The sequence below is a fragment of the Roseivivax sp. CAU 1761 genome (genome assembly GCF_054482755.1).
Genome location: NZ_JBTLRM010000018.1, coordinates 1 through 23,949, shown reverse-complemented (window position 1 = coordinate 23,949; position 23,949 = coordinate 1). Strand labels below are relative to the sequence as shown.

The following is a 23,949-nucleotide window of genomic DNA, read 5'->3' as shown; positions in this document are numbered from 1 at the left end:
CCCCAGATGACCGACCCCGGCCGCGGTCCCGGCGGCGCGCCGGACAGCGGCGTCGTGGTCGAGACGAAACCGCGCACCAAGCGGCCGCCGCTCTACAAGGTGCTGCTGCTGAACGACGACTACACGCCGATGGAATTCGTGGTGCACGTGCTGGAACGCTTCTTCGGCATGACCCACGCCCAGGCCTTCGAGATCATGCTGACGGTGCACAAGAAGGGCGTCGCGGTCGTCGGGGTGTTCAGCCACGAGATCGCCGAGACCAAGGTCGGCCAGGTGATGGACTTCGCCCGCCGCCACCAGCACCCGCTGCAATGCACGATGGAGAAGGAGTGAGCGCCACGCTCGCCCCTGCCCCGCGGCGCGGCTCGACCCGGCTTTCGCATGCCGTCGAGGCCGGGCTGGATCTGCCCGGGACCGGCCCCGTCGTGGTCTTCGGCGCGCCGGGCGACGCCGATCTTGCCGCCCTCCCCGACACCGATCTGCGCGTGGTGCAGCCGCTGAAGCCCGAGGCCGATGCGCTGGCGGCGCGCGGCATCGCGCTGACCGAGACCGCGCCCGAGGGCGCGGCGCTCGCCGTGGTGCTGCTGCCGCGCGAACGGGCCCGGGCCGAGGACTGGATCGCCGCCGCCGAACGCGCCGCCGCCCCCGGCGGGCTGGTGGTGGTGGACGGCGCCAAGACCGACGGCGCCGACGCGCTGCTCAAGGCGGTGCGGCGCCGGGTCGCGGTCGGCGGGCCGGTGGCCAAGCATCACGGCAAGATCTTCTGGTTCGAGGCCGGCGGCCATTTCGCTGACTGGGCCCACCCGCCGTCGCGCATCGCCGGGGAATGGCTGACGGCGTCGGGCGTGTTCTCGGCCGATGGCGTCGATCCGGGCTCGCGACTGTTGGCCGAGGCGCTGCCCGACACGCTGGCCGGCCGGGTCGCCGATCTGGGCGGCGGCTGGGGCTATCTCAGCGCCCGCATCCTCGAAAGCGACCGCGTCGAGCGCGTCGATCTGGTGGAGGCCGACCGCGTGGCGCTGGACTGCGCGCGCGCCAATCTCGACGATCCGCGCATCGCCTTCCACTGGGCCGACGCGACGCGCTGGAAGCCCGAGGCGGCGCTCGACGCGGTGATCACCAACCCGCCCTTCCATGCCGGACGCAAGGGCGATCCGTCGCTTGGCCAGGCCTTCCTCGTCACCGCGGCGCGGGCGCTCAAGCCCGCCGGGCGGCTCTGGCTTGTCGCCAACCGGCACCTGCCCTATGAGGCGGTGCTCGACACCCTGTTCCGGGAGGTCGCCGAGATCGGCGGCGATGCCCGCTTCAAGATTCTCGCGGCCGGCCGGCCCGTCCCGGGCCGCCGCTGACCCCGCCGCGCCGAAGCGCCAGATCGGAGCCCGCATGAGCTTTTCCATCGAAGGCAAGACCGCCATCGTGACCGGCGCCGCCAACGGCGTCGGCCTCGCCATCGGCCGCCACTTCGTCCAGAAGGGCGCCAACGTCATGTTCACCGACATGGACGAAGGCCGGCTGTCGCGCGAATGCGGCGAGCCCGGCGACGAGGATCGCCGCCGCTACTTCGCCGGCGACCTGCGCGAGCGGCTGACCGTGGCCAACCTGCTCTCGGCGACGCTCGACGCCTTCGAGCGGGTGGACATCCTGATCAATGCCAGCCGGCAGATGATGCCCTCGGACCCGCTCGATCTCGACGACACCTCGGTGGAGGCGCTGATCGAGCAGAACCTGATGACCTCGCTCCGGGTGTCGCAGGTGATCGCCAAGCGCATGATCAAGCAGGCCGAGGGCCAGGAAGAGGGTCAGGCCGGCGCCATCGTCAACCTGTCCTCGATCGCCGCGCGGCGCACCCATCCGTCGCTGCTGGGCTACTCGGTGTCCTGCGCCGCGCTCGACCAGATGACCCGGTCGATGGCGGTGGCGCTGGCGCCGCACCGCATCCGGGTCAATGCCGTGGCCTTCGGCTCGGTGATGTCGGCCTCGCTCAAGGACACGCTGAAGGAGCACCGCGAATACCGCGGCGACATCGAGGACCACACGCCGCTTGGCCGCATCGCCGCACCCGACGAGTTGACCGAGAGCGTGCAGTTCCTGGTCTCGGATTCGGCGCGCTTCGTCACCGGCCAGATCATGACCGTGGATGGCGGGCGCACCCTGCTCGACCCGGTGGCGGCGCCGGCGCACTGATCGCGGCGCTGCGGCGCCCTGCCCATTTGCGCCGCTGCGGCGCCCTGCCCGGTTGCGCCGCCGCGGGCCGCGGCGCTAAGCCCGGCCCAGGCAGCCAGGAGACAGCAGATGAGCGACGAACTCGGCCCCGAACGCGCCCGCGCCAGCGCCTGGTTCCGCGCGTTGCGCGACACCATCGTCGCCGCCTTCGAGGGGCTCGAGGACAGCCATGCCGAGGGCCCCGGCGCGGCGGCCCCGGCCGGCCGCTTCGAGGTCACCCGCACCACCCGGCGCTCCGATGACGGTTCGGATGCCGGCGGCGGGCTGATGAGCGTGATGCGCGGCGGCCGGGTGTTCGAGAAGGTCGGCGTCAACGTCTCCGAGGTCTACGGCACGCTGGGGGCCCGCGCCCAGGCGGCGATGGCGGCGCGCAAGGGCATTCCCGGCATGGCCGAGGATCCGCGCTTCTGGGCCTCGGGCATCAGCCTCGTCGCGCATATGCAGAACCCGCATGCCCCGGCCGTGCACATGAACACGCGGATGTTCTGGACCCCGCATGCCTGGTGGTTCGGCGGCGGCTCCGACCTCAATCCCTGCATCGAATATGCCGAGGACACGGCGCATTTCCACGCCACCCAGAAGGCCCATCTCGACCCGCACGGGGCCGATCTCTATCCCCGCCTAAAGGCCTGGGCGGACGAGTATTTCTACATCCCGCATCGCGGCCGGGCGCGCGGCGTCGGCGGCATCTTCCTCGACGACCATTGCTCCGGCGACTGGGAGGCCGATTTCGCGCTGGTGCAGGATATCGGCCGCGCCTTCCTGCCGGCCTGGCTGCCGCTGGCCGAGGCGCGGCGGGCGCAGGAATTCGGCCCGGCCGAGCGCGAGGCGCAGCTCGTCCATCGCGGGCTCTACGCCGAATACAACCTGGTCTATGACCGCGGCACCAAGTTCGGGCTCGAGACCGGGCACGACGCCAATGCCGTGCTGATGAGCCTGCCGCCGCTGGCCAAGTGGATCTGAGGGCCGCACCCGGGCGGGCCGGTAGTCCGCCCGGCTTTGCGGCCGGCGCCGGGGCCGCGGTTCAGTAGCTGTATTCCGCGAAGACCCGGTCGAGATCGCCCTGCCATTCGCCGCGATACTTCGCCAGAAGCTCGTCGGCCGGGGTCTCGCCGCTGGCCACGCTGTCCTTCAGCGCGTTGAGGAAATGCGTCTCGTCGGGCAGCAGGCCGCCGGCGCCCTCGCGGGCCCGCGCCTTCAGCCCGGCCTCCGACAGCACGAGCACCTCCTCGGCCAGGTCGCGCATCCGCCGGCCGCCGACCTCGGCCGAGAGCCCGTCCACCGAGGCCGCCACGCGCCAGGCCTCGCGGGTCTCGGCATCCCAGTCCTTGGCGAGGTCCCAGGCGGCGTCGAGCGGGCCGTCCTCGTAGAGCAGCCCGACCCAGAAGGCCGGCAGCGCGCAGAGCCGGCGCCACGGCCCGCCATCGGCGCCGCGCATCTCGATGAACTTCTTGATCCGCGCCTCGGGGAAGATCGTGGTCAGGTGATCGGCCCAGTCCGACAGCGTCGGCACCTCGCCCGGCAGCGCCGGCAGCCGGCCGTTGAGGAAGTCGCGGAAGGACTGGCCCAGCGCGTCGATGTAGCGGCCGTCGCGGTAGACGAAGTACATCGGCACGTCGAGCGCGTATTGCACCCAGGCCTCGAAGCCGAAGCCGTCCTCGAAGACGAAGGGCAGCATGCCGGTGCGGTCGGCGTCGAGATCGCGCCAGACCCGGCTGCGCCAGGATTTGTGGCCGTTCTCGCGGCCCTCGAAGAACGGCGAATTGGCGAACAGGGCGGTCGCCACCGGCTGCAGCGCCAGCCCGACGCGCAGCTTGCGCACCATGTCGGCCTCGGAGGCGAAGTCGAGATTCACCTGCACCGTGCAGGTGCGGTACATCATCGTCTTCCCCATGGTGCCGACGCGGTCCATGTAATCGGTCATCAGCCGGTAGCGCCCCTTGGGCATCATCGGCATTTCGTCATGGGTCCAGTTCGGCGCCGCGCCGAGCCCGATATACCCCGCGCCGACCCGGTCGGCGACGTCGCGGACCTCGGCCAGGTGGCGGTTCACCTCGTCGCAGGTCTGGTGGATGTTCTCCAGCGGCGCGCCCGACAGTTCCAGCTGCCCGCCGGGTTCGAGGCTGACATTGGCGCCGTCCTTCTCCAGCCCGATGAGCTGGCCCTGCTCCATGACCGGCGCCCAGCCGTGGCGGTCGCGCAGCCCCTCGAGCACCGCGCGCACCGAGGTCGGCCCCTCGTAGGGCAGCGGCGCCCGGGTGTCCTTGAGATAGCCGAACTTCTCGTGCTCGGTGCCGATGCGCCAATCGGCCTTCGGCTTGCAGCCGGCCTCGAGATACTGCGCAAGCTGCGCCGCGGACTCGATCGGCCCGCCGCCGGATTGAGGAATGGACATGGGGTCACCCTGCTCCGTTGGTTTCGGGCCGTCTCGGGGCATCAGGCATGTGCGCAAACGCGCCGGGTGTCAATGCAGCCGAAGCGATGTGTGGACGGCGCTGCGGCGCCACAGCGTGAGGGGCGCACGGCCCGGCCGGTCGAGGGCCCGCAGCACGCGTTCGGTGCCCAGTCCGGGCAGCGCCGCAAAGGCGTCGAAGAGCGCGTCGGCGCCCTCGGCATTGACCGGCACGTGAAGCGCCGGGCCGTCGCGCGGGGTCAGCACCCAGTGCAGCGGCCGTCCGGTCGGATCGAGCCCCAGCGCCTCCAGCGTGTCGAGGTCGACGACACCGCCGGAGAGCGGGCCGAAATAGGCGATCCGCCCCTCCGTCAGGGTGACCACGCCGGGCCCGCCGCCGCCGCGCGCGAAGCGCCCGCGCTGCCAGCCCGCCACGGCCAGGGCCGCCCCCGCCGCCGCCAGCGCCCAGCCCATCCAGGCCAGGAGCCCCCAGCTCGCCAGCGCCGCCCAGAGCCCGAGCGCCGCGACGCCGAGCCCGGCCAGCGCCTCGCCCCAGCGGCGCAGCGCGGCCTCCGCCGCGGGCCGCAGGAAGCTCACCGCCAATCCCCGAAGCGCAGCTGCCACAGGGTCAGCGCCGCGACCGCCGCGGTGTCGGCGCGCAGGATGCGCGGCCCGAGGCTCGCGACATGGGCGAAGGGTGCGGCATAGAGCCTCTGGCGCTCGGCCGGCGAGAACCCGCCCTCGGGCCCGATCAGCACCGCCCAGGGCCCCTCGCCCCGGGCCTCGGCAAAGCGCCCGGCAGCCTCCGGCGCGGCGCCCGCCACGCCGCCGAAGCCCTCCGCCGCCTCGGTCTCGTCGCAGAACATCAGCCGCCGCCCCCCGGGCCAGTCGGCGAGCAGCCGGTCCAGCCGCGCCAGCTCCGCCACCTCGGGCACGAAGACGCCGCCGCATTGCTCGGCGGCCTCGCGGGCATGGGCCTGCAGCCGGTCCTGGCGGATGCGCTCGGAATTGGTGAAGTCGGTGGCCACCGGGACGATCCGCCGCGCCCCCATCTCGGCCGCCTTCTCGACGATGAAATCGGTGCGCGCCTTCTTCACCGGGGCGAAGAGCAGCCAGACATCCGGCGGCAGGACCTGCGGCCGGGTCTGCGCCAGGCAGGCCAGCCGACCGGACTTCTTGCCGGCCTCGGCGACCTCGGCGCGCCATTCGCCGTCCTGCCCGTTGAACAGCAGCAGCTCGGCGCCCACGGCGAGCCGCATCACCGAAAACAGGTAATGCGCCGCCTCGCGTTCGAGCCGCACCTGTTGTCCCGCCCCGAGCGGGTGCTCTACAAACAGCCTGACCACGGACATGGAGCGGACCATATGCCCGAGAATGCGCCAGCGCCAGAGGGCCAGATCGCCGATGCCTACCGCGGCAACTGGGTGGACCGGCGCGCCCCGGACGCGCTGAAACCTTATCTGCGGCTGTCGCGGCTCGACCGCCCGATCGGCACCTGGCTGCTGCTGCTGCCGTGCTGGTGGGGGCTGTTCCTGGCGATCTTCGCGACCCGCGCGCCGCGCTGGGAGGATGCCTGGATCTTCACCGCCTGCGGGCTCGGCGCGATCCTGATGCGCGGCGCCGGCTGCACCTGGAACGACATCACCGACCGCCATATCGACGGCCGGGTGGCGCGCACCGCGCTGCGGCCGATCCCGGCCGGGCAGGTCACCGCCCGGCAGGCCTTCGGTTGGGCCTGCGCGCAGGCGCTCCTGGCCTTCGCGCTGCTCTTGACCTTCAACGGCGCCGCCATCGCGCTCGGCATCCTGTCGCTCCTGCCGGTGGCCATCTACCCCTTCGCCAAGCGCTTCACCTGGTGGCCGCAGATCTTTCTCGGGCTGGCCTTCAACTGGGGCGCGCTGCTGGCCTGGACCGCGCATACCGGGTCGCTGGGCTGGCCGGCATTGCTGCTCTATGTCGCCGGCATGGCCTGGACGCTGTTCTACGACACCATCTACGCCCACCAGGACAAGGAGGACGACGCGCTGATCGGGGTGAAGTCCACCGCGCGCCTGTTCGGCGCCCGCACGCCGCGGATGCTGGCCCTGTTTCTCTGCCTGTCGGTGGCGCTGATGGGCGCGGCGGTGATCGCGGCGGCGCCCCAGGGCGCGGTGGCGGGCCTGCTGCTGGCGATCTGCGGCGCCTGGGCGCTGGGCGCGCACCTGCTCTGGCAGCTCACCCGCTTCGACATGGAGGATCACCCGCGGCTGCTGATGCTGTTCCGCTCGAACCGCGATGCCGGGCTCCTGCCCGTGCTGTTTTTCGCCGCCGCCGCGCTCGTCTGATTGCGTGCCGTGGGGGTCCCGCGTATCACGACTCGTCCCGCAACGAACCTCGGATCTGCCATGAGACTGTCTGCGCTGGCCATCCTCTTCGCCACCTTCTCGGGCGCCGCGGCGCTGTCCGCGGTGGCCGCGGTCTTCTCCGTCGACATGATCGAGAAAAGCTCGATCGAGGAGATCGAGCGCTCGCTCGAGGAGGAGGGGATCGACTGGGCGCAGGTCGACGCCAACGGCCTGCAGGTCTTCCTGATCGGCACCGCGCCCAGCGAATCGGCGCGCTTCAAGGCGCTGTCGGTGGCCGGCAAGGTGGTCGACGATGCCCGGGTGATAGACGAGACCCAGGTGGCCGAGGCCGACGGGCTGGAAGCGCCGCGCTTCTCGGTGGAGATCCTGCGCAACGGGGCGGAGGTGCAGCTGATCGGGCTGGTGCCGGCGGAGTATGACCGCGCCGCGCTGGTGGAGCTGGTCGGCCGCATGGTCGGCGGCACCGAGGGCGTGACCGACCTGCTCGACAGCGCGGATTACCCGACGCCCGAGGCCTGGGCGCCGTCGATGCGGCTGGCCACCCTGGCGCTCGACAATCTCGAACGCTCGAAGATCTCGGTCGAGGCCGGCCGGCTCGCGGTCAAGGCGATGGCCAGCGATGCCGAGAGCCGCGACCGCGTGGCGCGGCGGCTGGAATCGGCGGCCCCCGACGGGCTCGACCTCGAGCTCGACCTGTCGGCGCCGCGGCCGGTGATCGCGCCCTTTACCCTGCGCTTCGTCGCCGATGCCGAGGGCGCGCGCTTCGATTCCTGTTCGGCCGACAGCGAGACCGCGCGCGAGCGCATCCTCGAGGCGGCGCGCGATGCCGGCTTCGAGGGCAGCCCGGGCTGCGTCATCGGCCTTGGCGTTCCCGCCGAGGGCTGGGGCGATGCCGCCGCGGCGGCGATCGCCGCGGTCTCCGAGCTCGAGGGCGGTTCCGTCACCTTCACCAATTCCGACATCGCGCTGGTCGCGGTGGAGGGCACCGACCCGGCGCGGTTCGACAAGACCGTGGGCGACCTGACCAGCGCCCTGCCCTCGGGCTTCGTGCTCGACGCGGTGCTGCCCGAGACCCCCGAGGAGGGCACCGGCCCGACCGAGTTCGTCGCCACCCAGAGCCCCGAGGGGCTGGTGCAGCTGCGCGGCCAGGTCGCCTCGGAAACCGCGCGCACCACCGTCGACAGCTTCGCCCGCGCCGCCTTCGGCTCCGAGCAGGTGCGCACCGGGCTGCGGGTCGATGACAGCCTGCCCGAGATCTGGCAGGCCCGGGTGCTGGTGGCGCTCGAGGCGCTGTCGCAGCTCGCCAACGGCTCAGTCAGCGTGTCCCCGGACCGGTTCGCCATCACCGGCGACACCGGCAACAAGGCGGCGGCGAGCGAGATCGCCGCGCTGGTGGCCGAGAAGATCGGCGACGACCAGGCGGCGATCGAAGTCACCTATCAGGAAAAGCTCGACCCGACGCTCGGCATTCCGAGCCCCGAGGAATGCGTGGCGCGGATCGGCACCATCACCGGCGTGCGCAAGATCACCTTCGAGCCCGGCAGCGCCACGCTCGACGCCTCGGCCAAGGACGTCCTGGACGAGATCGGCGAGCTGCTGCGGCTCTGCGGCGACATCCCGCTGGAGATCCAGGGCCACACCGACAGCCAGGGCCGCGAGGTGATGAACCAGCAGCTGAGCCAGAAGCGCGCCGAATCGGTGCTCGAGGCGCTGCGCAAGCGCCGGGTGCTCACCGGCTCCTACCGGGCCCGCGGCTACGGCGAGGAAAATCCCATCGCCGACAATGGCAGCGAGGAAGGCCGCGAGGCCAACCGGCGAATCGAGTTCCACCTGATTCGCGCGGAAGGCGAGGAAACCGCCGAAAACGACACGGAAAGCGTTGAAGATTCCGCCGCGACGTTGCAGGAAGGAAACGAAGCACCCGAGGTGGCGGAGCAAGAACCAGCGGATGAACAGGATTGAGTTTATCTTCGCCACCGCGATCATCCTGTTCATCGCCTTCTGCCTTGGCTGGTTCGCAAACTGGCTGGTGCACCGCTTCACCCGGGTCAGCCAGGCCGACGTCAACGAGCTCGAGCGCATGAGCCAGGAGCTGCACGAGGCCGAGGAAACCCGCGACCAGGCCATCACCTACCTGCAGCAGCGCGAGGCCGAGCTGACCAACCAGCTGGCCCAGACCGAGGCCGAGCTTTCGGCGGCCATGGAAGGTCTGCGCGAGGCCCGCCACGAGGCCGAGGAAATGCGCTCCTACGTGGAGCGCATGCGCGCCAGCTGAGGCCGCGCCCGGCCCGCCGCGTCGCTTTGGAAACACCGACGTTAGCGTCTTCGGTCCGCGGACCGAATGCGGCCGCGCGGCCGTCCGGACGGGGCCGTCAGCCGAGACCGCCCCGCGCCACGGCGAGCAATCCGTCGATGTCGAGATGGTGCTCCAGATGCGCCGCGAGCGCGTCGAGCGTCGCCTCCACCGTGGCGCCGTAGCGCGTCTCCGAGGCCGCGACGCCGAACCCGGCCAGCCAGGCGGCGCGGAAGCCGTCGTCGCGGAACATGCCGTGCAGGTAGCTGCCGGCGATCCGGCCATCCGCGCTGACCGCGCCCTCGGGCTCCCCGTCGACCTCCGCGAAGGGCCGCGCGCGATCCGGTCCGGTGGTGGCGCCGATGTGGATTTCGTAGCCCGCGAAGGGCCGGCCGCTGGCCGCGTGCACCGCCGCGACCTCCACGGTGCGTTTGTCGCCTTCCATCACCGTGGTCACGTCGAGCAGCGCCAGGCCCGCGGTCTCGCCCGGGCTGCCCTCGAGCCCCAGGGGATCGGCGATCCGCCGCCCCAGCATCTGGTAGCCCCCGCAGAGCCCCAGCACGTGCCCGCCGCGGCGCAGATGCGCCGCGATGTCGAGATCCCAGCCCTGGGCGCGCAGGAAGGCGAGATCGGCCCGGGTCGATTTCGACCCCGGCAGGATCACCAGGTCGGCATCGCCCGGCAGCGCCTCGCCGGGGCCCAGCAGGGTCAGCCGCACCCCCGGCTCCTGGGCCAGCGGGTCGAGATCGTCGAAATTGGCGATCCGGCCGAAGCGCAGACAGACCACGTGCAGCCCCCCGGCGCCGCGGCCGGCGCGCAGGTCGAGCGCGTCCTCGGCCGGCAGCCGCCAGGCCTCGTCGAACCACGGCACCACGCCGAAGCCCGGCCAGCCGGTGCGCGCCGCGATCAGCGCGTAGCCGTCGTCGAAGAGCGTGGGGTCGCCGCGGAAGCGGTTGATCAGGAAGCCGCGGACGAGGCCGGCATCCTCGGCATCGATCACCGCCCGGGTGCCGACGATCTGCGCGATCACCCCGCCGCGGTCGATGTCGCCGGCGAGGATCACCGGCACGCCGGCGGCGCGCGCGAAGCCCATATTGGCGATGTCGCCCTTGCGCAGATTGACCTCGGCCGGGCTGCCGGCGCCCTCCACCAGCACGATGTCATGCGCCGCCTCGAGCCGCCGGAAGCTCTCCAGCACCGCGCCCATGAGCTGCGGCTTGAGCCGGGCGTAGTCGCGCGCCCGCGCCGTGGTCAGGCGCTTGCCCTGAACCACCACTTGGGCGCCGGTCTCGCTCTCGGGCTTCAAGAGGACCGGGTTCATGTCGGTATGGGGCGCAAGCCCCGCGGCCTGCGCCTGCAGCGCCTGGGCGCGGCCGATCTCGCCGCCATCGGCGGTCACCGCGGCGTTGTTGGACATGTTCTGCGGCTTGAACGGCGCCACCGACAGGCCGCGGCGCGTCAGCGCACGCGCCAGCCCCGCCACCAGCAGCGACTTGCCCACGTTGGAGCCGGTGCCCTGGATCATCAGCGCGGTCACGGCGCGCCCCCCGGGCCCGGCCTCATGCCGCGCCCGGCGCCTGCGGCGGCAGGAAGGCCTCGACCGCCGCCTGCGCGATGACCGAAACCTCGCCGGTGACCGGGTCGGTGGTGTCGAGCCCGCCGAACACCGCCCGCACCTCGGCCCGGCCGCGCGGCAGGACGGCCGTCAGCGCCGCGGTGTCGACCCGGTCGGGCTGCTGCACCGCCACCGTGACCGCCACCCGCATCGCGCTGTGGTCGAGCCCCAGCGCGCCGAGGATCGGCAACGAGGAATGCCGCAGCGCGTCCTCGATCGCCCGCCGCGCGGCCTTGGTGTAGTCCCGCCCGTGCAGATCGGTGCCCATGCCCATCTCGAGGATCACCCGCCGGTCGCTCATGCCGCGCCCCCGAGGTCGAGCGACACCGCGATCACCGCGTTGGCCATCACCCTCGGCGCACCGCCGCCCGGCCGCGGCAGGTCGAGCCCGCCCGGCACCGCGCGCACGCTCACCGCGCCGTAGGGAAAGGCCGCGGCGACCTGCGCGGTGTCGACCCGGTTGGGCGCGGCGACGCCGATCTCGACCTCGATCCGCATCTCCGCCGGGTCGCGGCCAAACAGCTCGGCGAGGGTGATCGAGTTGCGCCACAGCGCGTTCTCCACCGCGCGGCGCGCGGCAGCGGTGTAATCCTGCCGCCGCAGCGAGGTTCCCATGCCGAACTCGAGGATCAGGCGGCGCTGGGGCATCAGAACTCGATGCCCTTCTGCGCCTTCACCCCGTCGCGGAACGGGTGCTTGACCAGCTCCATCTCGGTGACGAGGTCGGCGGCCTCGATCAGCTCCGGCTTGGCGTTGCGGCCGGTCAGCACGACATGGGTCATCGGCGGCTTCTCGGTGAGCAGGAAGTCCACCACCTCGTCGATGTCGAGATAATCGTAGCGCAGCGCGATGTTGATCTCGTCGAGCAGCACGAAGCCGATCGCCGGGTCGCGGATCTGGTCCTTGGCGATCTCCCAGCCGCGGCGGGCGGCGGCGATGTCGCGGTCGCGGTCCTGGGTCTCCCAGGTGAAGCCCTCGCCGGAGACGAAGAGCCGGACCTCGTCGCGGAAGCGCTCCTCGAGAAGCTGCCGCTCGCCGGTCTGCCAATTGCCCTTGATGAACTGCACCACGGCGACCGGGATGCCGTGGGCGACGCAGCGCAGCACCATGCCGAAGCCCGAGGAGGACTTGCCCTTGCCCTTGCCGGTATGGACGACGATCAGGCCCTTTTCCTCGGTCTTGGTGGCCATGATGCGGTCGCGGGCGGCCTTGATCTTCTGCATCTTGGCGGCGTGGCGGGCGGCGTCGTCACTCATCGGCGGGCTCCGGTCTGGGTGCCGAAGGTCTGGCACCGCCGCCCCGCCGGGTCAACGGGCGGGGCTGGGCGCGGCTCGGGCGGAGCGCTCGGGGGAATGTGGTCGGAATTGCATGCAGAGGGCAGCGCCCGCCCCGTGGGAGCGGGACGGGCGCTGCCCGGCGGTATCCGCCGGGCCGGGCAGCGGAACGGAGCGCGGCGCTCATAAACACCGCACGACGGCCGGAACCGCCCGCGCCTCAAGGTAACCGATCTCCGATCCGGTGCGCGGAGGGCGGCGTCCGGCCCGCGGGGTGGGCAGCGAAGCGCCCGACCCGAGGAGGCGGGTCGGGCGCTGCCCGGCGGGGCCCGCCGCGCGGGGCAGCGTAGCGGAGCGCGGCGCTCGTGGACACCGGGCCCGCGCGACAGGCGCCCCGTCGCGACCTGGCGCCGCTGGCCAGTGCGCGGCCTTGACAGAACCCGCGCCAGCCCGCACAGAACCGCATGCGCTGGTGCCCGGGGCGCGCGTCTCGGGTGAAAAGGGAATGCGCCAGCTCCGGCCGAAGCCGGGGTCAAGCGCAGCCGCCCCCGCGACCGTGACCGGAGAGGGTCGCCGAACGCCACTGGCCCCGCCCGGGCTGGGAAGGCCGGCCACCCGCCGGGGCCCCCGGGCCCCGACATCCGCAAGCCGGGAGACCTGCCCGCGCAGGACGTGAGACCCGGACGGGGTGTTCCGGTGTCGGGAGGACCCGCGCGCCGCGTCCGCCCGCCATCCGGCCCGCTCCGCCCAGCCCCTTGAGGACGACGAGGCCGCATGAGAGACACCGCCGATTCCCCCGCGCCCGCCGGCCCGGCCGGCCCCGGCGCCGCCATCGACGCCGCGCCGCACCGCGACGCGGCGACCGCGGCCCGCCCCGGCCCCGACCGCGAATCCGACACCGCCCCGCCGGCGCCGGTCGAGCTCTTGGTCTGCGTCAAGTGCCGCGCCGGCTCCGAGGTCGCCGAGGACGGCAGCCGCCCCGGCGCGCTGCTCCACGACGCGCTCGACGGCACCCTGCCCGAGGGCGTCACCCTGCACGCCGTCGAGTGCCTGTCGAACTGCGACCGCGGCTGCTCGGTGGCGCTGCGCGGCGGGCCATCGCGCTGGACCTATGTCTACGGCAACCTCGCCCCCGACCTCGCCGACATCCTGCGCGAGGGTGCTGCCGCCTATGCCGCCACGCCGGACGGCCTGGTGCCCTGGCGCGAGCGCCCGGTCCATTTCCGCAAGAACTGCATCGCCCGCATTCCTCCCCTGCTGCTCCCGGAGCCCGACCATGCCTGATCTCGCCAAACTGCCCGTCACCGTCGTCACCGGCTTTCTCGGCGCCGGCAAGACCACGCTGATCCGCCACCTGATGCAGAACCCGGGCGGCCGCCGGCTCGCCGTGGTGGTCAACGAGTTCGGCGATGTCGGCGTCGACGGCGAGATCCTCAAGGGCTGCGCCATCCCGGACTGCCCGGAGGAAAACATCATGGAACTCGCCAATGGCTGCATCTGCTGCACCGTGGCGGACGATTTCATCCCCACCATCGAGGCGCTGATGGCGCTCGAGCCGCGCCCCGACCACATCCTGATCGAGACCTCGGGGCTGGCCCTGCCGAAGCCGCTCCTGAAGGCCTTCGACTGGCCCGATATCCGCTCGAAGATCACCGTCGACGGCGTCATCGCGCTGGCCGATGCCGAGGCGGTGGCCGCCGGCCGCTTCGCCCCCGACGTGGCCCGCGTCGATGCCCAGCGCGAAGCCGATGACAGCCTCGACCACGAGACCCCGCTGTCGGAGGTCTTCGAGGACCAGATCGCCTGCGCCGACATCGTGCTGCTGACCAAGCCCGACCTCGCCGGGCCCGAAGGCGTGGCGCGGGCGAAGGAGACCATCGCCGCCCATGCGCCGCGGCCGCTGCCGGTGGTCGAGGTCGCCGAGGGCGCGGTCGATCCGCGGGTCATCCTGGGCCTCGGCGCCGCCGCCGAGGACGACATCGACGCCCGCCCCTCGCACCATGACGGCGCCCCCGAGCACGACCACGAGGATTTCGATTCGGTGGTCGTCGAGCTGCCGGACCTGGCCACGCCGGCCGATCTGGTGGCGCGCATCGAGCGGCTGGCGCGCGAGCGCAACATCCTGCGGGTCAAGGGCTACGCCGCGGTGGCCGGCAAGCCGATGCGGCTGCTGGTGCAGGCGGTGGGGGCGCGGGTGCGCCATCAATACGACCGGCCCTGGGGCGCGGACGAGGCGCGCCGCGGCCGGCTGGTGGTGATCGCCGAGCACGACGACATAGATGCCGCCGCGATCCGCGCCGTGCTCGCCCCCGAGACCACCCCGGCGGAATAACCCGGTGCACGTCGTCTTCCGCGAGAGCCACGGGCTGGAGGAGAGCGCCACGCCCACCGATCTCGGCCAGGACACGGCCGAGCTGGTGGCGCTGTCGTTCTCCGATTCCGACCTCGGCGCGCTCGCGGCGGGCTGGCACCGCGGCGGCGGGCGCGACGCGATGCCGTCGCTGCGGCTGGCGAACCTCGCGCAGCTGACCCACCCGCTCTCGGTCGACACCTATGTCGAGCAGACCCTCGCCGGGGCCAGCGGCATCCTGATCCGGCTGATCGGCGGCCGGCCCTACTGGGAATACGGGCTCGCGCAGGTGGCGGCGCTGGCCCAGGCCCGGGGCATCGCGCTGGCGGTGCTGCCGGCGGATGGCCGGCCCGACCCGGCGCTCGACGCGGTCTCGACCCTGCCGGGCTCGACCCTGCACCGTCTGGCCGCGCTGATGGACAGCGGCGGGCCGGTGGCGGCGCAGGCGGCGCTGCAGCAGATGGCGCTGGCGGCGGGGCTCTATGCCGGGCCGGTCCGGGGGGTGAAGAGCCTGCCGGCGGTGGGGGCCTGGGTTCCGGGGCACGGGGTGTGCTGCCCGGCGGCGCTGGCGGCCGGCGGCGGAGGGGGGCTGTCTGCCCCCCGCGGGGCTGGAAGCCCCGCTCCCCCCGAGGATATTTCGGCTCAGAAGAAGCCCGGGGGGGCATCGGCGTGCGGCGCGGGCGGGGCGCGGCCGGTGGTGCCGGTGGTGTTCTACCGCGCCTACCTGGCGGCCGCCGACCTGGAGCCGGTGGCGGCGCTGATCGCGGCGCTGGAGGCGCGGGGCTTTGCCGCCGTCGGGCTGTTCGCGCCGTCGCTCAAGGCCCCGGAGGCGGCGGGCTGGCTGGCGCGGCAGATCCGGGCGCTGAAGCCCGCCGCGGTGGTCAACCTGACGGCGTTTTCCGGCAAGGGGGCGGACGGGACCTCGCCGCTCGATGCCGGCGGCGTGCCGGTGTTCCAGGCGGCGCTGGCGACCTCCGGGCGGGAGGCCTGGGCCGGGGCCGAGCGCGGGCTGTCGCCGGCGGATCTGGCCATGCACGTGGTGCTGCCCGAGGTCGACGGGCGGATCCTCGGCGGCGTGGCCTCGTTCAAGACTCCCGAGGCGCGCGACCCGGACCTGCAATTTGCCCGCACCGTGCACCGCGCCGCGCCCGACCGGGTGGCGGCGATCGCCGACCGGGTGGCCGGCTGGCACCGGCTGGCGGCGCTGCCGCCCGCGGCGCGGCGGGTGGCGCTGGTGCTCTCGACCTATCCCGGCAGGGACTGGAACGCCGCCCATGCGGTGGGGATGGACGCGCCGGCCTCGGCCGAGGCGGTGCTGGCCGACCTGGCCGAGGCGGGCTACGACGCGGTGCCCGGGCGCGGGCTGGCCGCGGCGCTGGCGGTCGACCGGCTGCATTGGCCGATGGCGGAGTACCGCGCGGCCTTGGCGCGGCTGCCGGAGCGGCTGTGGGCCGATCTCGAGGCCGCCTGGGGGGCGCCCGAGGACGACCCCGCGGCGGGGCCGGAGGGCTTCGCCTTCGCCGCGCTCCGCCGCGGCAGGGCGCTGGTGGCGCTGCAGCCGGAGCGCGGCGACGCCGCGCGCCGCGGCGACGAATATCACGACCTCTCCCGGGTGCCGCGGCACGGCTATGTCGCCTTCTACCTCTGGCTCCGCGACCAGGCCGACGCGCTGGTGCATATGGGCGCCCATGGCACGCTGGAATGGCTGCCAGGCAAGGCGGTGGCGCTGTCGGAGACCTGCTGGCCCGAGGCGCTGACCGGCGCCCTGCCGGTGATCTACCCGTTCATCGTCAACGATCCCGGCGAGGCGGCGCAGGCCAAGCGGCGCATCGGCGCGGTGACGCTGGGCCACCTGCCGCCGCCGCTGAAGGCCTCGGGCACGCCGGAGCGGCTGGCCCGGCTGGAGGCGCTGCTCGACGAGTTCTCCAATGCCGACGGGCTCGACCCGCGGCGCCGCGACCGGCTGGTGGGCGACATCCGCGCCGAGGCGCGGGCGCAGGGGGTGGAGGACGACCTCGGCCTCGACGCCGCCATGGATGCCGGCGAGGCGCTGACCCGCATCGACCGCTTCGTCTGCGACGTCAAGGAAAGCCAGTTCGGCGCCGGGCTGCATGTCTGGGGCCGCGGCACGCCCGGGGAGGCCGCCGAGCCGGCCTCCTGCGCCGCCGAGCGCGCTGCGCTGCTCGACGCGCTGGCCGGGCGGCGGGTGGCGGCCGGGCCCTCGGGCTCGCCGGCGCGCGGGCGGCGCGACGTGCTGCCGACCGGGCGCAACCTCTACACCACCGATCCGCGCGCCGTGCCGACCCGGGCGGCCTGGGCGCAGGGCGTGCGGCTCGCCGACGACCTGGTGCGGCGCCACCTGCAGGACGAGGGCGACTGGCCGCGCGGGCTGGTGGTCGATCTCTGGGGCTCCTCGACCATGCGCACCGCCGGCGAGGATTTTGCCATGGCGCTGGCGCTCCTCGGCGTGCGGCCGGTCTGGGACGAAGGCTCGGAGCGGGTCTCGGGCATCGAGGTGCTGCCCATTGCCGAGCTCGACCGGCCGCGGCTCGACGTCACCTTGCGGGTCTCGGGGCTCTTTCGCGACGTCTTCCCGCAACTCTCGGCGCTCTACCAGCAGGCGGTGCGGGCGCTGGCGGCGCGCGACGAGGCGGCGGACTGGAACCCCTATGCCGGCGGCGCCGCGGAGGCCCGGGTCTACGGCCCGGCGCCGGGATCCTACGGCGCCGGCATGGGCGGGCATCTCGACGTCTATACCGAGGCCGCGCGGCAGGCCGCGGGCGAGGCCTGGCTCGCCGCCTCGTCCTGGGCCTTCGACGGCGAGCATGTCGCCGAGGACGCCGCCGGCATCCGCGCCCGGGTGGCGGCGGCCGAGGGCTTCGTGCACGCCCAGGACCTGCCGGAAAGCGACCTGCTGCTGGCCGAGGATTACGCCGCCCACGAGGCGGGCTTCGCCGCCGCACAGAAGGTCACCGGCGGGCGGGCGCGGCTCTGGCATCTCGACAACACCGATCCAGGCCGCCCGCGCACCCGCGCCCTGAACGAGGAGATCGCCCGGGTGGTGCAGGCCCGCGCCGCCCATCCCGGCTGGATCGCCGGGATGCGCCGGCACGGCTTCCGCGGCGCCGCCGAGATCGCCGCCACGCTGGAGCACATGGCGGCCTTCGCGCATCTCGCCGGGGCGGTCTCGCCGCACCTCTTCGACCTCTACCACGACGCCACTTTGGGCGACCCGGAGGTCGCGGCCTTCCTGGCGGAGGCCAACCCGGAGGCGCTGGCGGCGATGCGGGCGCGCTTTGCCGCGCTGCTCGAGGCCGGGCTGTGGCAGAGCCGGCGCAACTCCATCCATGCGGAGCTGGCGCGGTGAGCGGGGCGCGCGCATGGGGCCCGGGCGCCGTGGGGCGCGTCGGTCTGGCTGTGCGGGCCGGGGCCACGCCGGCGGTGCAGGCCCTGCCCGCGCCGATCCGTGCGGAGGCAGCGCGATGAGCGGGCCGGCGCAGAGCCGGGTGCGCGGCTGGTGCCCGGGCGCCTTCCGCCCGATGCGCTCCGGCGACGGGCTGATCCTGCGGGTGCGGCCGGATCTCGCGCGGCTCACCGCGGCGCAGGCGCGCGGGCTCTGCGATCTGGCGGAGCGGCTGGGCAGCGGCATGGTGCAGGCCACCAACCGCGGCAACCTGCAGTTGCGCGGGCTGGCCGAGCCGGATCACGGCGCGGCGCTCGACGGGCTCGACGCGCTGGGCCTGCTGCCGCTGGACGCCGCCGCCGAGGCGCGGCCGGGGCTGATGCTGGCGCCGGACTGGCGCGCAGGCGACGTTACCCATCGGCTGGCCCGGGCGCTGGCGGCGGCGCTGCCGGACCTGCCCGAGCTGCCGGCCAAGCTGGGCATCGCGGTGGATTGCGGCCCGGCGCCGGTGCTGGCGGACGACCCGGCCGACCTTCGGCTGGAGCGCGGCGCCGCGGGCGGGCTGATCCTGCGCGCCGAGGGCGCGGCGCGCGGCCGGCCGGTGGACGAAAGCGAGGTCGCGGCGGCGCTGGCCGAGATGCTCGGCTGGTTCGACCGCCGCCGCGACGGCGACGCGCGGCGGATGCGCGGGGTGGTGGCGCGCCACGCCCTGCCCCCCGGCTGGACCGCCGAGCCGCCCGCCGCGCCGCGCCCCCGGCCCGCGCCGGGACCGGCTCCCGGGGGCCTGTGGTGCGCCCTGCCCTTCGGCATGGTCGCGGCGGGCGAGCTGCGCGCGGCGCTCGACGGCCGGGACGGCGAGATCCGCGTCTCGCCCTGGCGGATGCTGCGGCTGGACGGCGTCCGCGGCACCGACGCCCCCGGCCTGATCGTCCGCCCCGGCGATCCGCGGCTCACAATAGATGCCTGCCCCGGCGCGCCGTTCTGCGCCAGCGCCGAAATCGCCACGCGCCCGCTGGCCGAGGCGCTGGCGGCGCGCGGATGTGCCGATCTCCACGTGTCGGGCTGCGCCAAGGGCTGCGCCCGGCCCCGCCCCGCCGCGCGCACCCTGGTGGGCCGCGGCGGTCTCGTCGATCTTGTCCGGGACGGCTGCGCGTGGGATGAGCCCGCCGCGACCGGCCTCGACCCGGACGCCCTCAGCCGGATGACGCTCTGATGCCCTATCACTACGAAACCGACGGCGCCGCGATCTACGCCGAATCCTTCGCCACGATCCGCGCCGAGGCCGCGCTCTCGGGCTTCGCGCGCGACGAGGAACAGGTCGCGGTGCGGATGATCCACGCCGCCGGCCTGGTCGGGCTGGAGCGCGACATCCGCTTCTCCCCGGGCTTCGTCGCCGCGGCCCGCGCTGCGCTCGAGGCCGGCGCGCCGATCCTCTGCGACGCCCGCATGGTCAGCGAGGGCGTGACCCGGCCGCGCCTGCCGGCACAGAACGAGGTGATCTGCACGCTCCAGCATCCCCGCGTGCCGGAGATGGCGGCGGCGATGGAGAACACCCGCTCGGCCGCGGCGCTGGAGCTCTGGCGGCCGCATCTCGAGGGCGCGCTGGTGGCGATCGGCAACGCGCCGACGGCGCTCTTCCACCTGCTGAACATGCTCGAGGACCCGTCCTGCCCGCGGCCGGCGGCGATCATCGGCTGCCCGGTGGGCTTCGTCGGCGCCGCCGAATCGAAGGCCGCGCTCTGGGCGGCGCAGCCGGCGCCCTGCTGCATCGTCGCGGGACGGCTCGGCGGCAGCGCCATCACCGTCGCGGCGATCAACGCCATCGCGAGCCGCGCCGAATGACCCGGCCCGAGACCCTCCCCGCCCGCGAGACCGCGCAGGCCGTCGGCACCGTGCACGGCGTCGGCCTCGGACCCGGCGATCCCGAGCTGATGAGCGTGCGCGCCGACCGTCTGGTCCGCAGCGCCCGCCACGTCGCGTTCTTCCGCAAGAAGGGCCGCGCCGGGCAGGCCCGCCGCATCGTCGAGGGCATGCTGGCCCCGGACGTCGTCGAGCACGCCATGGAATACCCGGTCACCACCGAGATCCCGCTCGACGATCCGCGCTACAACGCGGTGCTCTCGGCCTTCTACGCCGAGTGCCGGGCGCGGCTCGCGGCGCTGGCCGAGGCCGGCGAGGACGTGGTGGTGCTCTGCGAGGGCGACCCGTTCTTCTACGGCTCCTTCATGCATCTCTACACCCGGCTCGAGGGCGTCGTGCCGGTGCAGGTGGTGCCGGCGATCACCGGCATGTCGGCGGCCTGGACCGCCACCGGCGCCCCGATCACCTGGGGCGACGACGTGCTGACGGTGCTGATGGGCACCCTGCCCGAGGCCGAGCTGGTGCGCGGCATGCTCGACGCCGACGCGCTGGTGGTGATGAAGCTGGGGCGCAACTTCGCCAAGGTCGCCCGGGCGCTGGAGCAGGCCGGCAAGGCCGACCGCGCCTGGCTGGTGGAATACGCCGCCATGGCCGACCAGCGGGTGCGCCCGATGGCCGAGGCGCTGGGCGAGGACCTGCCCTATTTCTCCATCCTCGTGGTCCACGGCCAGGGGCGGCGGCCGTGAGCCGGCGCGGCGTCGGCGGGCGCGGCGCCGCGGCGCGCGGGCCGCGGCGGCCCGTCTTGGCCATGGCCTCCGGTGCTGCAGGCGGCCCTGGCGTGGCTCCCGGGAGGCCGGCATGAGCGGCTGGCTGGCGATTGCCGGGCTCGGCCCCGGCGCCGAGGCGCTGGTCACGCCCGAGGTGTCGACCGCGCTGGCCGAGGCCACCGACGCGGTGGGCTACATTCCCTATGTCGCGCGCATTCCCGACCGCCCGGGCCTGACCAAGCACGCCTCCGACAACCGGGTCGAGATCGACCGCGCCCGCCACGCGCTGGCGCTGGCGGCTTCGGGGGCCCGCGTGGTGGTGGCGAGTTCCGGCGATCCCGGGGTCTTCGCCATGGCCGCGGCGATCTTCGAGGCGGTGGAGGACGGTCCCGCCGCCTGGCGCGACCTCGACATCCGCGTGCTGCCGGGGATCACCGCGATGCTGGCCGCCGCGGCCCGCGCCGGGGCGCCTCTGGGCCACGATTTCTGCGCCATCAACCTGAGCGACAACCTCAAGCCCTGGGACCTGATCGAGCGCCGGCTGCGGCTCGCCGCGGAGGCGGATTTCGCCATGGCCTTCTACAACCCGCGCTCGAAATCCCGCCCCGAGGGCTTCGCCCGGACGCTCGAGGTGCTGCGCGAGGCCTGCATGGATGCCCGCCCGGTGATCTTCGCCCGCGCCGTCTCGACCCCGGAAGAGCGGCTCTCGGTGGTGCCGCTGACCGAGGCCCGGCCCGAGATGGCCGACATGCGCACCATGGTGCTGGTCGGCTCCTCGCGCACCCGGGTGATCGAGCGCGCCGGCGGCCCCTGGGTCTACACGCCGCGCTCGGTGCCGGCATGAGGCGCCGCGACGCCGTGGCACCGGACGCGCGCCCGCGCGCAGGCGCAACAGGCGCCCTGCCGCCGTGCGGCCCGGCATTGCACGGTGCCGACGCGCGCCAGCGCGCAGGCGCGAGCGGCGCCGCCCGTCCGCCGGGCCGTCTCGCGGGGAGCGCGCCGTCCCGCCTTCCCGCCCGGTTGCGCGGCCTTACCGGGAACTGGATTTGGACCCTTCCCTGCGCCCCTGTTGCTCCGGGCAGCGACCCTTCTGTCCTTGTGCCCGGCCCGGCGCACCTGCCCCGCCCTCCCGCCCGGAAGCAGGGCCGGGCCGCACCGACCCGCCCCCCCGGGGCGGCGCTCGGCGCCCCGCCGCGAGGGGGCGCCGCCCTCGAGACCGGGCGGCCAGGGCGGGCCGGGGCGGCGATCGCCCGTCTGGTGCGCTCAGCCCGCGCGGTCCTCGGCGGCCTCCGCCACGCCCAGCCAGGCAAGCGCCTCTGCGACGGCGTGCACCTCGGCGCGGTCGGGCAGCGCCGGGCGGTCGATCATGATCACCGGCAGGCCGAGCGCGCGGGCGGCCTGCAGCTTGGCCACGGCGCCGCTGCCGCCGGCATTCTTCGACACCACCAGCCGGATGCCGTGGCGCTCCATCAGCGCGCGGTCGCCGGCCTCGGTGAAGGGACCGCGATCGACCACCACCTCGGTGCGCGGCAGCGGCAGCGGCGCTGCCGGCGGGTCGACCAGCCGCAGCAGGTAGCGGTGCTGCGGGTTCGGCGCGAATTCCGCCAGGTGCATCCGGCCGACCGCCAGCATGACCTCGGTGGCCGGCCGGTCGAGCGCCGCCACCGCGCCGGCGATGTCGGGCACGCAGAGCCAGTCGTCGCCCGGCCCGGGACGCCAGGGCGGCCGGGTCAGCGCCAGCAGCGGCACCCCGGCCTCGGCGCAGGCGGCGACCGCGTTGGCGCTCATCTGCGCGGCGAAGGGATGGGTGGCGTCGATGACGTGGCTCGCGCGATGCGCGCGCAGCCAGGCCGCGAGCCCCGCGGCCCCGCCGAAGCCGCCGACGCGCTGCGGCAGCGGCTGGCGCACCGGGCGCTCCACCCGGCCGGCAAAGGAGATGGTGCCGCCGAGCCCGCGCTCGGCCAGCGCCCGGCACAGCGCCGTGGCCTCGGTAGTGCCGCCGAGGATCAGGGGGTTGGGCTGCATGTCTGAGGCTCCGTGGCTGACCATCGTGGGGCTGGGCGAGGATGGCCCCGAGGGACTGGCCGCCGCAAGCCATGAGGCCCTCCGGCAGGCGGAAATCGTCATGGGGCCGCCGCGCCACCTCGAACTTCTCGCGCCGCTCGGCCTCGCGGCCCGGCGCGTCCCTTGGCCGGTGCCTTTCGCCGAGGGCCTCGCGCGGCTCGACGCGCTGCGCGGCCGCAGGGTGGCGGTGCTGGCCTCGGGCGATCCGTTCTGGTTCGGCGCCGGCGCCGTGCTGGCCGACCGCTACGGCCGCGGCGAATGGCGCGCCCTGCCGGCGCCCTCGACCTTCGGGCTGGCGGCGGCGGAGATGGGCTGGCGGCTCGAGCAGGTCCATTGCGCCGGCCTGCACGCGGCGCCCTTGGCGCGGCTGCGCCCGGTGCTGGCGCCGGGGCGGCGGGCGCTGGTGCTGCTGCGCGACGGCGACGCGGTGGCGGAACTCTGCGCCTGGCTGACCGCGGAGGGGTTCGGCGCCAGCCGGGTCACCGCGCTGCAGGCGCTGGGCGGGCCGCGGCAGGCGCGCCGCGACGGCCGGGCCGAGGCGTTCGATGCCCGCGGTCTCGCGCATCCGCTCTGCGCCGCGCTGGAGGTGGCCGGCAGCGGGGCGGTGCTGGGCTGCGCCGCGGGCCGCGACGACGCGCTCTTCGACAGCGACGGGCAGATCACCAAGCGGCCGGTCCGCGCCCTCACCCTGTCGGCGCTGGCGCCGCGCCCGGGCGAGCGGCTCTGGGACATCGGCGGCGGCTCGGGCTCGGTGGCGATCGAGTGGCTGCTGGCCGATCCGAGCCTGGCCTCCACCAGCATCGAGCGCCGCCCCGACCGCGCGGCCCGCATCCGCGCCAACGCGGCGCGGCTGGGCTGCGACCGGCTCGACGTGGTGGAGGGCGCGGCGCCGGAGGCGCTCGACGCCCTGCCGGCGCCGCAGGCGGTGTTCGTCGGCGGCGGCCTTTCCGGGCCGCTGCTCGACCGGCTGGCGGCGCTGGCGCCGGGCACCCGGATCGTCGCCAACGCCGTGACGCTGGAAAGCGAGGCGCTGCTGACGGCGGCGCAGGCCCGGCTCGGCGGCGCCCTGCTGCGGCTGCAGCTCTCCGAGGCCCGGCCGCTGGGCCGCCTCCGCGGCTGGCAGAGCGCCTACCCGGTCACGCAATGGAGCGTCACGCTGTGAGCCGCGGCGATACCCCCGGCCCGGGAGCGCGCGCCGGCGCGGCCGCCCCGGCGGCGCGGCTGGTGGCCGGGTTCGGCTTCCGCGCCAGCGCCGATGCCGGCGCCCTGCGCGCCGCCTACGAGGCCGCCCGCGGCGCCCGGCACGCCGCCACCGCGGCGGTGCCGGCCGACAAAGAAGGGCATCCGGCGCTGGCCGCCTTCG

Annotated in this window: 23 protein-coding genes, 1 pseudogene and 1 riboswitch; of the genes and pseudogenes, 16 read left to right on the top strand and 8 right to left on the bottom strand. The window is 74.4% G+C overall.

Features of this window, described 5'->3' with window-relative positions; genetic code table 11:
- Positions 1–6 precede the first annotated feature (6 nt).
- From clpS to hemF, 4 genes are all read left to right on the top strand, one after another.
- On the top strand, positions 7–333 hold the full coding sequence (gene clpS, locus ACXYMW_RS12165; RefSeq protein WP_459035596.1) for an ATP-dependent Clp protease adapter ClpS: 327 nt from the start codon (positions 7–9) through the stop codon (positions 331–333).
- Entirely contained in the window at positions 330–1,349 is a 1,020-nt protein-coding gene (locus tag ACXYMW_RS12160) for a class I SAM-dependent methyltransferase (RefSeq protein WP_459035595.1), read from the top strand. The genes clpS and ACXYMW_RS12160 overlap by 4 nt, the downstream gene beginning before the upstream one ends.
- A 34-nt stretch (positions 1,350–1,383) precedes the next feature.
- The gene (locus ACXYMW_RS12155; protein ID WP_459035594.1) at positions 1,384–2,184 is read left to right on the top strand and encodes an SDR family NAD(P)-dependent oxidoreductase; all 801 of its coding nucleotides are present in this window, start codon (positions 1,384–1,386) and stop codon (positions 2,182–2,184) included.
- 108 nt (positions 2,185–2,292) lie between these two features.
- Positions 2,293–3,186 (top strand): oxygen-dependent coproporphyrinogen oxidase, encoded by an 894-nt coding sequence (gene hemF, locus ACXYMW_RS12150; RefSeq protein WP_459035593.1) that lies wholly within the window; start codon positions 2,293–2,295, stop codon positions 3,184–3,186.
- A gap of 61 nt (positions 3,187–3,247) precedes the next feature.
- On the opposite strand, the gene ACXYMW_RS12145 is transcribed toward hemF, so the two are convergent.
- From ACXYMW_RS12145 to ACXYMW_RS12135, 3 genes are all read right to left on the bottom strand, one after another.
- A complete protein-coding gene (locus tag ACXYMW_RS12145; protein WP_459035592.1) occupies positions 3,248–4,618 on the bottom strand; it encodes a glutamate--cysteine ligase in 1,371 nt (456 codons plus the stop codon).
- Positions 4,619–4,687: 69 nt separating this feature from the next.
- The gene (locus ACXYMW_RS12140) at positions 4,688–5,212 is read right to left on the bottom strand and encodes a hypothetical protein (RefSeq protein ID WP_459035591.1); all 525 of its coding nucleotides are present in this window, start codon (positions 5,210–5,212) and stop codon (positions 4,688–4,690) included.
- Complete coding sequence (locus tag ACXYMW_RS12135; protein ID WP_459035590.1) at positions 5,209–5,967, bottom strand: 16S rRNA (uracil(1498)-N(3))-methyltransferase; 759 nt, start codon at positions 5,965–5,967, stop codon at positions 5,209–5,211. Before ACXYMW_RS12135 ends, ACXYMW_RS12140 begins: the two co-directional genes overlap by 4 nt.
- A gap of 12 nt (positions 5,968–5,979) precedes the next feature.
- Between ACXYMW_RS12135 and ubiA the strand changes: the two genes are divergently transcribed.
- Genes ubiA through ACXYMW_RS12120 form a run of 3 tightly spaced genes read left to right on the top strand, consistent with a single transcriptional unit; the run spans position 5,980 to position 9,235 of the window.
- Complete coding sequence (gene ubiA / locus ACXYMW_RS12130; protein WP_459035589.1) at positions 5,980–6,939, top strand: 4-hydroxybenzoate octaprenyltransferase; 960 nt, start codon at positions 5,980–5,982, stop codon at positions 6,937–6,939.
- Between the two features lie 60 nt (positions 6,940–6,999).
- Positions 7,000–8,922, top strand: a complete 1,923-nt coding sequence (locus ACXYMW_RS12125; RefSeq protein WP_459035588.1) for an OmpA family protein — start codon at positions 7,000–7,002, stop codon at positions 8,920–8,922.
- Positions 8,909–9,235 carry a hypothetical protein gene (locus ACXYMW_RS12120; RefSeq protein WP_459035587.1) on the top strand — a complete coding sequence of 109 codons (327 nt, stop codon included), beginning with the start codon at positions 8,909–8,911 and terminating at the stop codon, positions 9,233–9,235. The genes ACXYMW_RS12125 and ACXYMW_RS12120 overlap by 14 nt, the downstream gene beginning before the upstream one ends.
- A 97-nt stretch (positions 9,236–9,332) precedes the next feature.
- Here ACXYMW_RS12120 and ACXYMW_RS12115 read toward each other — a convergent pair whose 3' ends face one another.
- Genes ACXYMW_RS12115 through cobO form a run of 4 tightly spaced genes read right to left on the bottom strand, consistent with a single transcriptional unit; the run spans position 9,333 to position 12,124 of the window.
- Positions 9,333–10,790, bottom strand: a complete 1,458-nt coding sequence (locus ACXYMW_RS12115) for a cobyric acid synthase (protein ID WP_459035586.1) — start codon at positions 10,788–10,790, stop codon at positions 9,333–9,335.
- A gap of 22 nt (positions 10,791–10,812) precedes the next feature.
- Positions 10,813–11,169 carry a Lin0512 family protein gene (locus ACXYMW_RS12110; RefSeq protein ID WP_459035585.1) on the bottom strand — a complete coding sequence of 119 codons (357 nt, stop codon included), beginning with the start codon at positions 11,167–11,169 and terminating at the stop codon, positions 10,813–10,815.
- Positions 11,166–11,516, bottom strand: coding sequence for a Lin0512 family protein (locus tag ACXYMW_RS12105; protein WP_459035584.1), 351 nt, complete (start codon positions 11,514–11,516; stop codon positions 11,166–11,168). Before ACXYMW_RS12105 ends, ACXYMW_RS12110 begins: the two co-directional genes overlap by 4 nt.
- A complete protein-coding gene (gene cobO / locus ACXYMW_RS12100; protein WP_459035583.1) occupies positions 11,516–12,124 on the bottom strand; it encodes a cob(I)yrinic acid a,c-diamide adenosyltransferase in 609 nt (202 codons plus the stop codon). Before cobO ends, ACXYMW_RS12105 begins: the two co-directional genes overlap by 1 nt.
- Positions 12,125–12,595: 471 nt before the next feature.
- A riboswitch (cobalamin riboswitch) is annotated at positions 12,596–12,821 on the top strand.
- Between the two features lie 245 nt (positions 12,822–13,066).
- On the opposite strand from cobO, the gene ACXYMW_RS12095 reads away from it, so the two are divergent.
- The 7 genes from ACXYMW_RS12095 to cobJ all read left to right on the top strand — a co-directional run bounded on the left by ACXYMW_RS12095 (position 13,067) and on the right by cobJ (position 21,366).
- Positions 13,067–13,426, top strand: a complete 360-nt coding sequence (locus ACXYMW_RS12095; RefSeq protein WP_459035651.1) for a DUF1636 family protein — start codon at positions 13,067–13,069, stop codon at positions 13,424–13,426.
- Complete coding sequence (gene cobW / locus ACXYMW_RS12090) at positions 13,419–14,474, top strand: cobalamin biosynthesis protein CobW (protein WP_459035582.1); 1,056 nt, start codon at positions 13,419–13,421, stop codon at positions 14,472–14,474. Before ACXYMW_RS12095 ends, cobW begins: the two co-directional genes overlap by 8 nt.
- A 4-nt stretch (positions 14,475–14,478) precedes the next feature.
- A complete protein-coding gene (gene cobN, locus ACXYMW_RS12085) occupies positions 14,479–17,859 on the top strand; it encodes a cobaltochelatase subunit CobN (protein ID WP_459035581.1) in 3,381 nt (1,126 codons plus the stop codon).
- 115 nt (positions 17,860–17,974) lie between these two features.
- Positions 17,975–19,108 carry a cobalamin biosynthesis protein CobG gene (locus tag ACXYMW_RS12080; RefSeq protein WP_459035580.1) on the top strand — a complete coding sequence of 378 codons (1,134 nt, stop codon included), beginning with the start codon at positions 17,975–17,977 and terminating at the stop codon, positions 19,106–19,108.
- Positions 19,108–19,737: a precorrin-8X methylmutase gene (locus ACXYMW_RS12075; RefSeq protein WP_459035579.1), complete on the top strand. Its 630-nt coding sequence runs from the start codon at positions 19,108–19,110 to the stop codon at positions 19,735–19,737. Before ACXYMW_RS12080 ends, ACXYMW_RS12075 begins: the two co-directional genes overlap by 1 nt.
- Complete coding sequence (locus tag ACXYMW_RS12070; RefSeq protein WP_459035578.1) at positions 19,734–20,501, top strand: precorrin-2 C(20)-methyltransferase; 768 nt, start codon at positions 19,734–19,736, stop codon at positions 20,499–20,501. The genes ACXYMW_RS12075 and ACXYMW_RS12070 overlap by 4 nt, the downstream gene beginning before the upstream one ends.
- 112 nt (positions 20,502–20,613) lie before the next feature.
- Entirely contained in the window at positions 20,614–21,366 is a 753-nt protein-coding gene (gene cobJ / locus ACXYMW_RS12065; protein WP_459035577.1) for a precorrin-3B C(17)-methyltransferase, read from the top strand.
- 419 nt (positions 21,367–21,785) lie between these two features.
- Here cobJ and ACXYMW_RS12060 read toward each other — a convergent pair whose 3' ends face one another.
- On the bottom strand, positions 21,786–22,547 hold the full coding sequence (locus tag ACXYMW_RS12060) for a cobalt-precorrin-6A reductase (protein WP_459035576.1): 762 nt from the start codon (positions 22,545–22,547) through the stop codon (positions 21,786–21,788).
- On the opposite strand from ACXYMW_RS12060, the gene cbiE reads away from it, so the two are divergent.
- On the top strand, positions 22,546–23,748 hold the full coding sequence (gene cbiE / locus ACXYMW_RS12055) for a precorrin-6y C5,15-methyltransferase (decarboxylating) subunit CbiE (protein WP_459035575.1): 1,203 nt from the start codon (positions 22,546–22,548) through the stop codon (positions 23,746–23,748). The genes ACXYMW_RS12060 and cbiE overlap by 2 nt on opposite strands.
- A pseudogene (locus ACXYMW_RS12050) lies at positions 23,745–23,949 on the top strand (hypothetical protein); the annotation flags it as partial. The gene cbiE and the pseudogene ACXYMW_RS12050, both read left to right, overlap by 4 nt.

Excerpts from the sequence above, each read along its gene's own strand:
- clpS (WP_459035596.1), top strand. The coding sequence starts at position 7 with ATGACCGACCCCGGCCGCGGTCCCGGCGGCGCGCCGGACAGCGGCGTC.
- ACXYMW_RS12155 (WP_459035594.1), top strand. The coding sequence starts at position 1,384 with ATGAGCTTTTCCATCGAAGGCAAGACCGCCATCGTGACCGGCGCCGCC.
- hemF (WP_459035593.1), top strand. The coding sequence starts at position 2,293 with ATGAGCGACGAACTCGGCCCCGAACGCGCCCGCGCCAGCGCCTGGTTC.
- ACXYMW_RS12145 (WP_459035592.1), bottom strand. The coding sequence starts at position 4,618 with ATGTCCATTCCTCAATCCGGCGGCGGGCCGATCGAGTCCGCGGCGCAG.
- ACXYMW_RS12135 (WP_459035590.1), bottom strand. The coding sequence starts at position 5,967 with ATGTCCGTGGTCAGGCTGTTTGTAGAGCACCCGCTCGGGGCGGGACAA.
- ubiA (WP_459035589.1), top strand. The coding sequence starts at position 5,980 with ATGCCCGAGAATGCGCCAGCGCCAGAGGGCCAGATCGCCGATGCCTAC.
- ACXYMW_RS12125 (WP_459035588.1), top strand. The coding sequence starts at position 7,000 with ATGAGACTGTCTGCGCTGGCCATCCTCTTCGCCACCTTCTCGGGCGCC.
- ACXYMW_RS12120 (WP_459035587.1), top strand. The coding sequence starts at position 8,909 with ATGAACAGGATTGAGTTTATCTTCGCCACCGCGATCATCCTGTTCATC.
- ACXYMW_RS12110 (WP_459035585.1), bottom strand. The coding sequence starts at position 11,169 with ATGAGCGACCGGCGGGTGATCCTCGAGATGGGCATGGGCACCGATCTG.
- ACXYMW_RS12105 (WP_459035584.1), bottom strand. The coding sequence starts at position 11,516 with ATGCCCCAGCGCCGCCTGATCCTCGAGTTCGGCATGGGAACCTCGCTG.
- cobO (WP_459035583.1), bottom strand. The coding sequence starts at position 12,124 with ATGAGTGACGACGCCGCCCGCCACGCCGCCAAGATGCAGAAGATCAAG.
- cobW (WP_459035582.1), top strand. The coding sequence starts at position 13,419 with ATGCCTGATCTCGCCAAACTGCCCGTCACCGTCGTCACCGGCTTTCTC.
- ACXYMW_RS12080 (WP_459035580.1), top strand. The coding sequence starts at position 17,975 with ATGAGCGGGCCGGCGCAGAGCCGGGTGCGCGGCTGGTGCCCGGGCGCC.
- ACXYMW_RS12075 (WP_459035579.1), top strand. The coding sequence starts at position 19,108 with ATGCCCTATCACTACGAAACCGACGGCGCCGCGATCTACGCCGAATCC.
- ACXYMW_RS12070 (WP_459035578.1), top strand. The coding sequence starts at position 19,734 with ATGACCCGGCCCGAGACCCTCCCCGCCCGCGAGACCGCGCAGGCCGTC.
- cobJ (WP_459035577.1), top strand. The coding sequence starts at position 20,614 with ATGAGCGGCTGGCTGGCGATTGCCGGGCTCGGCCCCGGCGCCGAGGCG.
- cbiE (WP_459035575.1), top strand. The coding sequence starts at position 22,546 with ATGTCTGAGGCTCCGTGGCTGACCATCGTGGGGCTGGGCGAGGATGGC.
- ACXYMW_RS12060 (WP_459035576.1), bottom strand. The coding sequence starts at position 22,547 with ATGCAGCCCAACCCCCTGATCCTCGGCGGCACTACCGAGGCCACGGCG.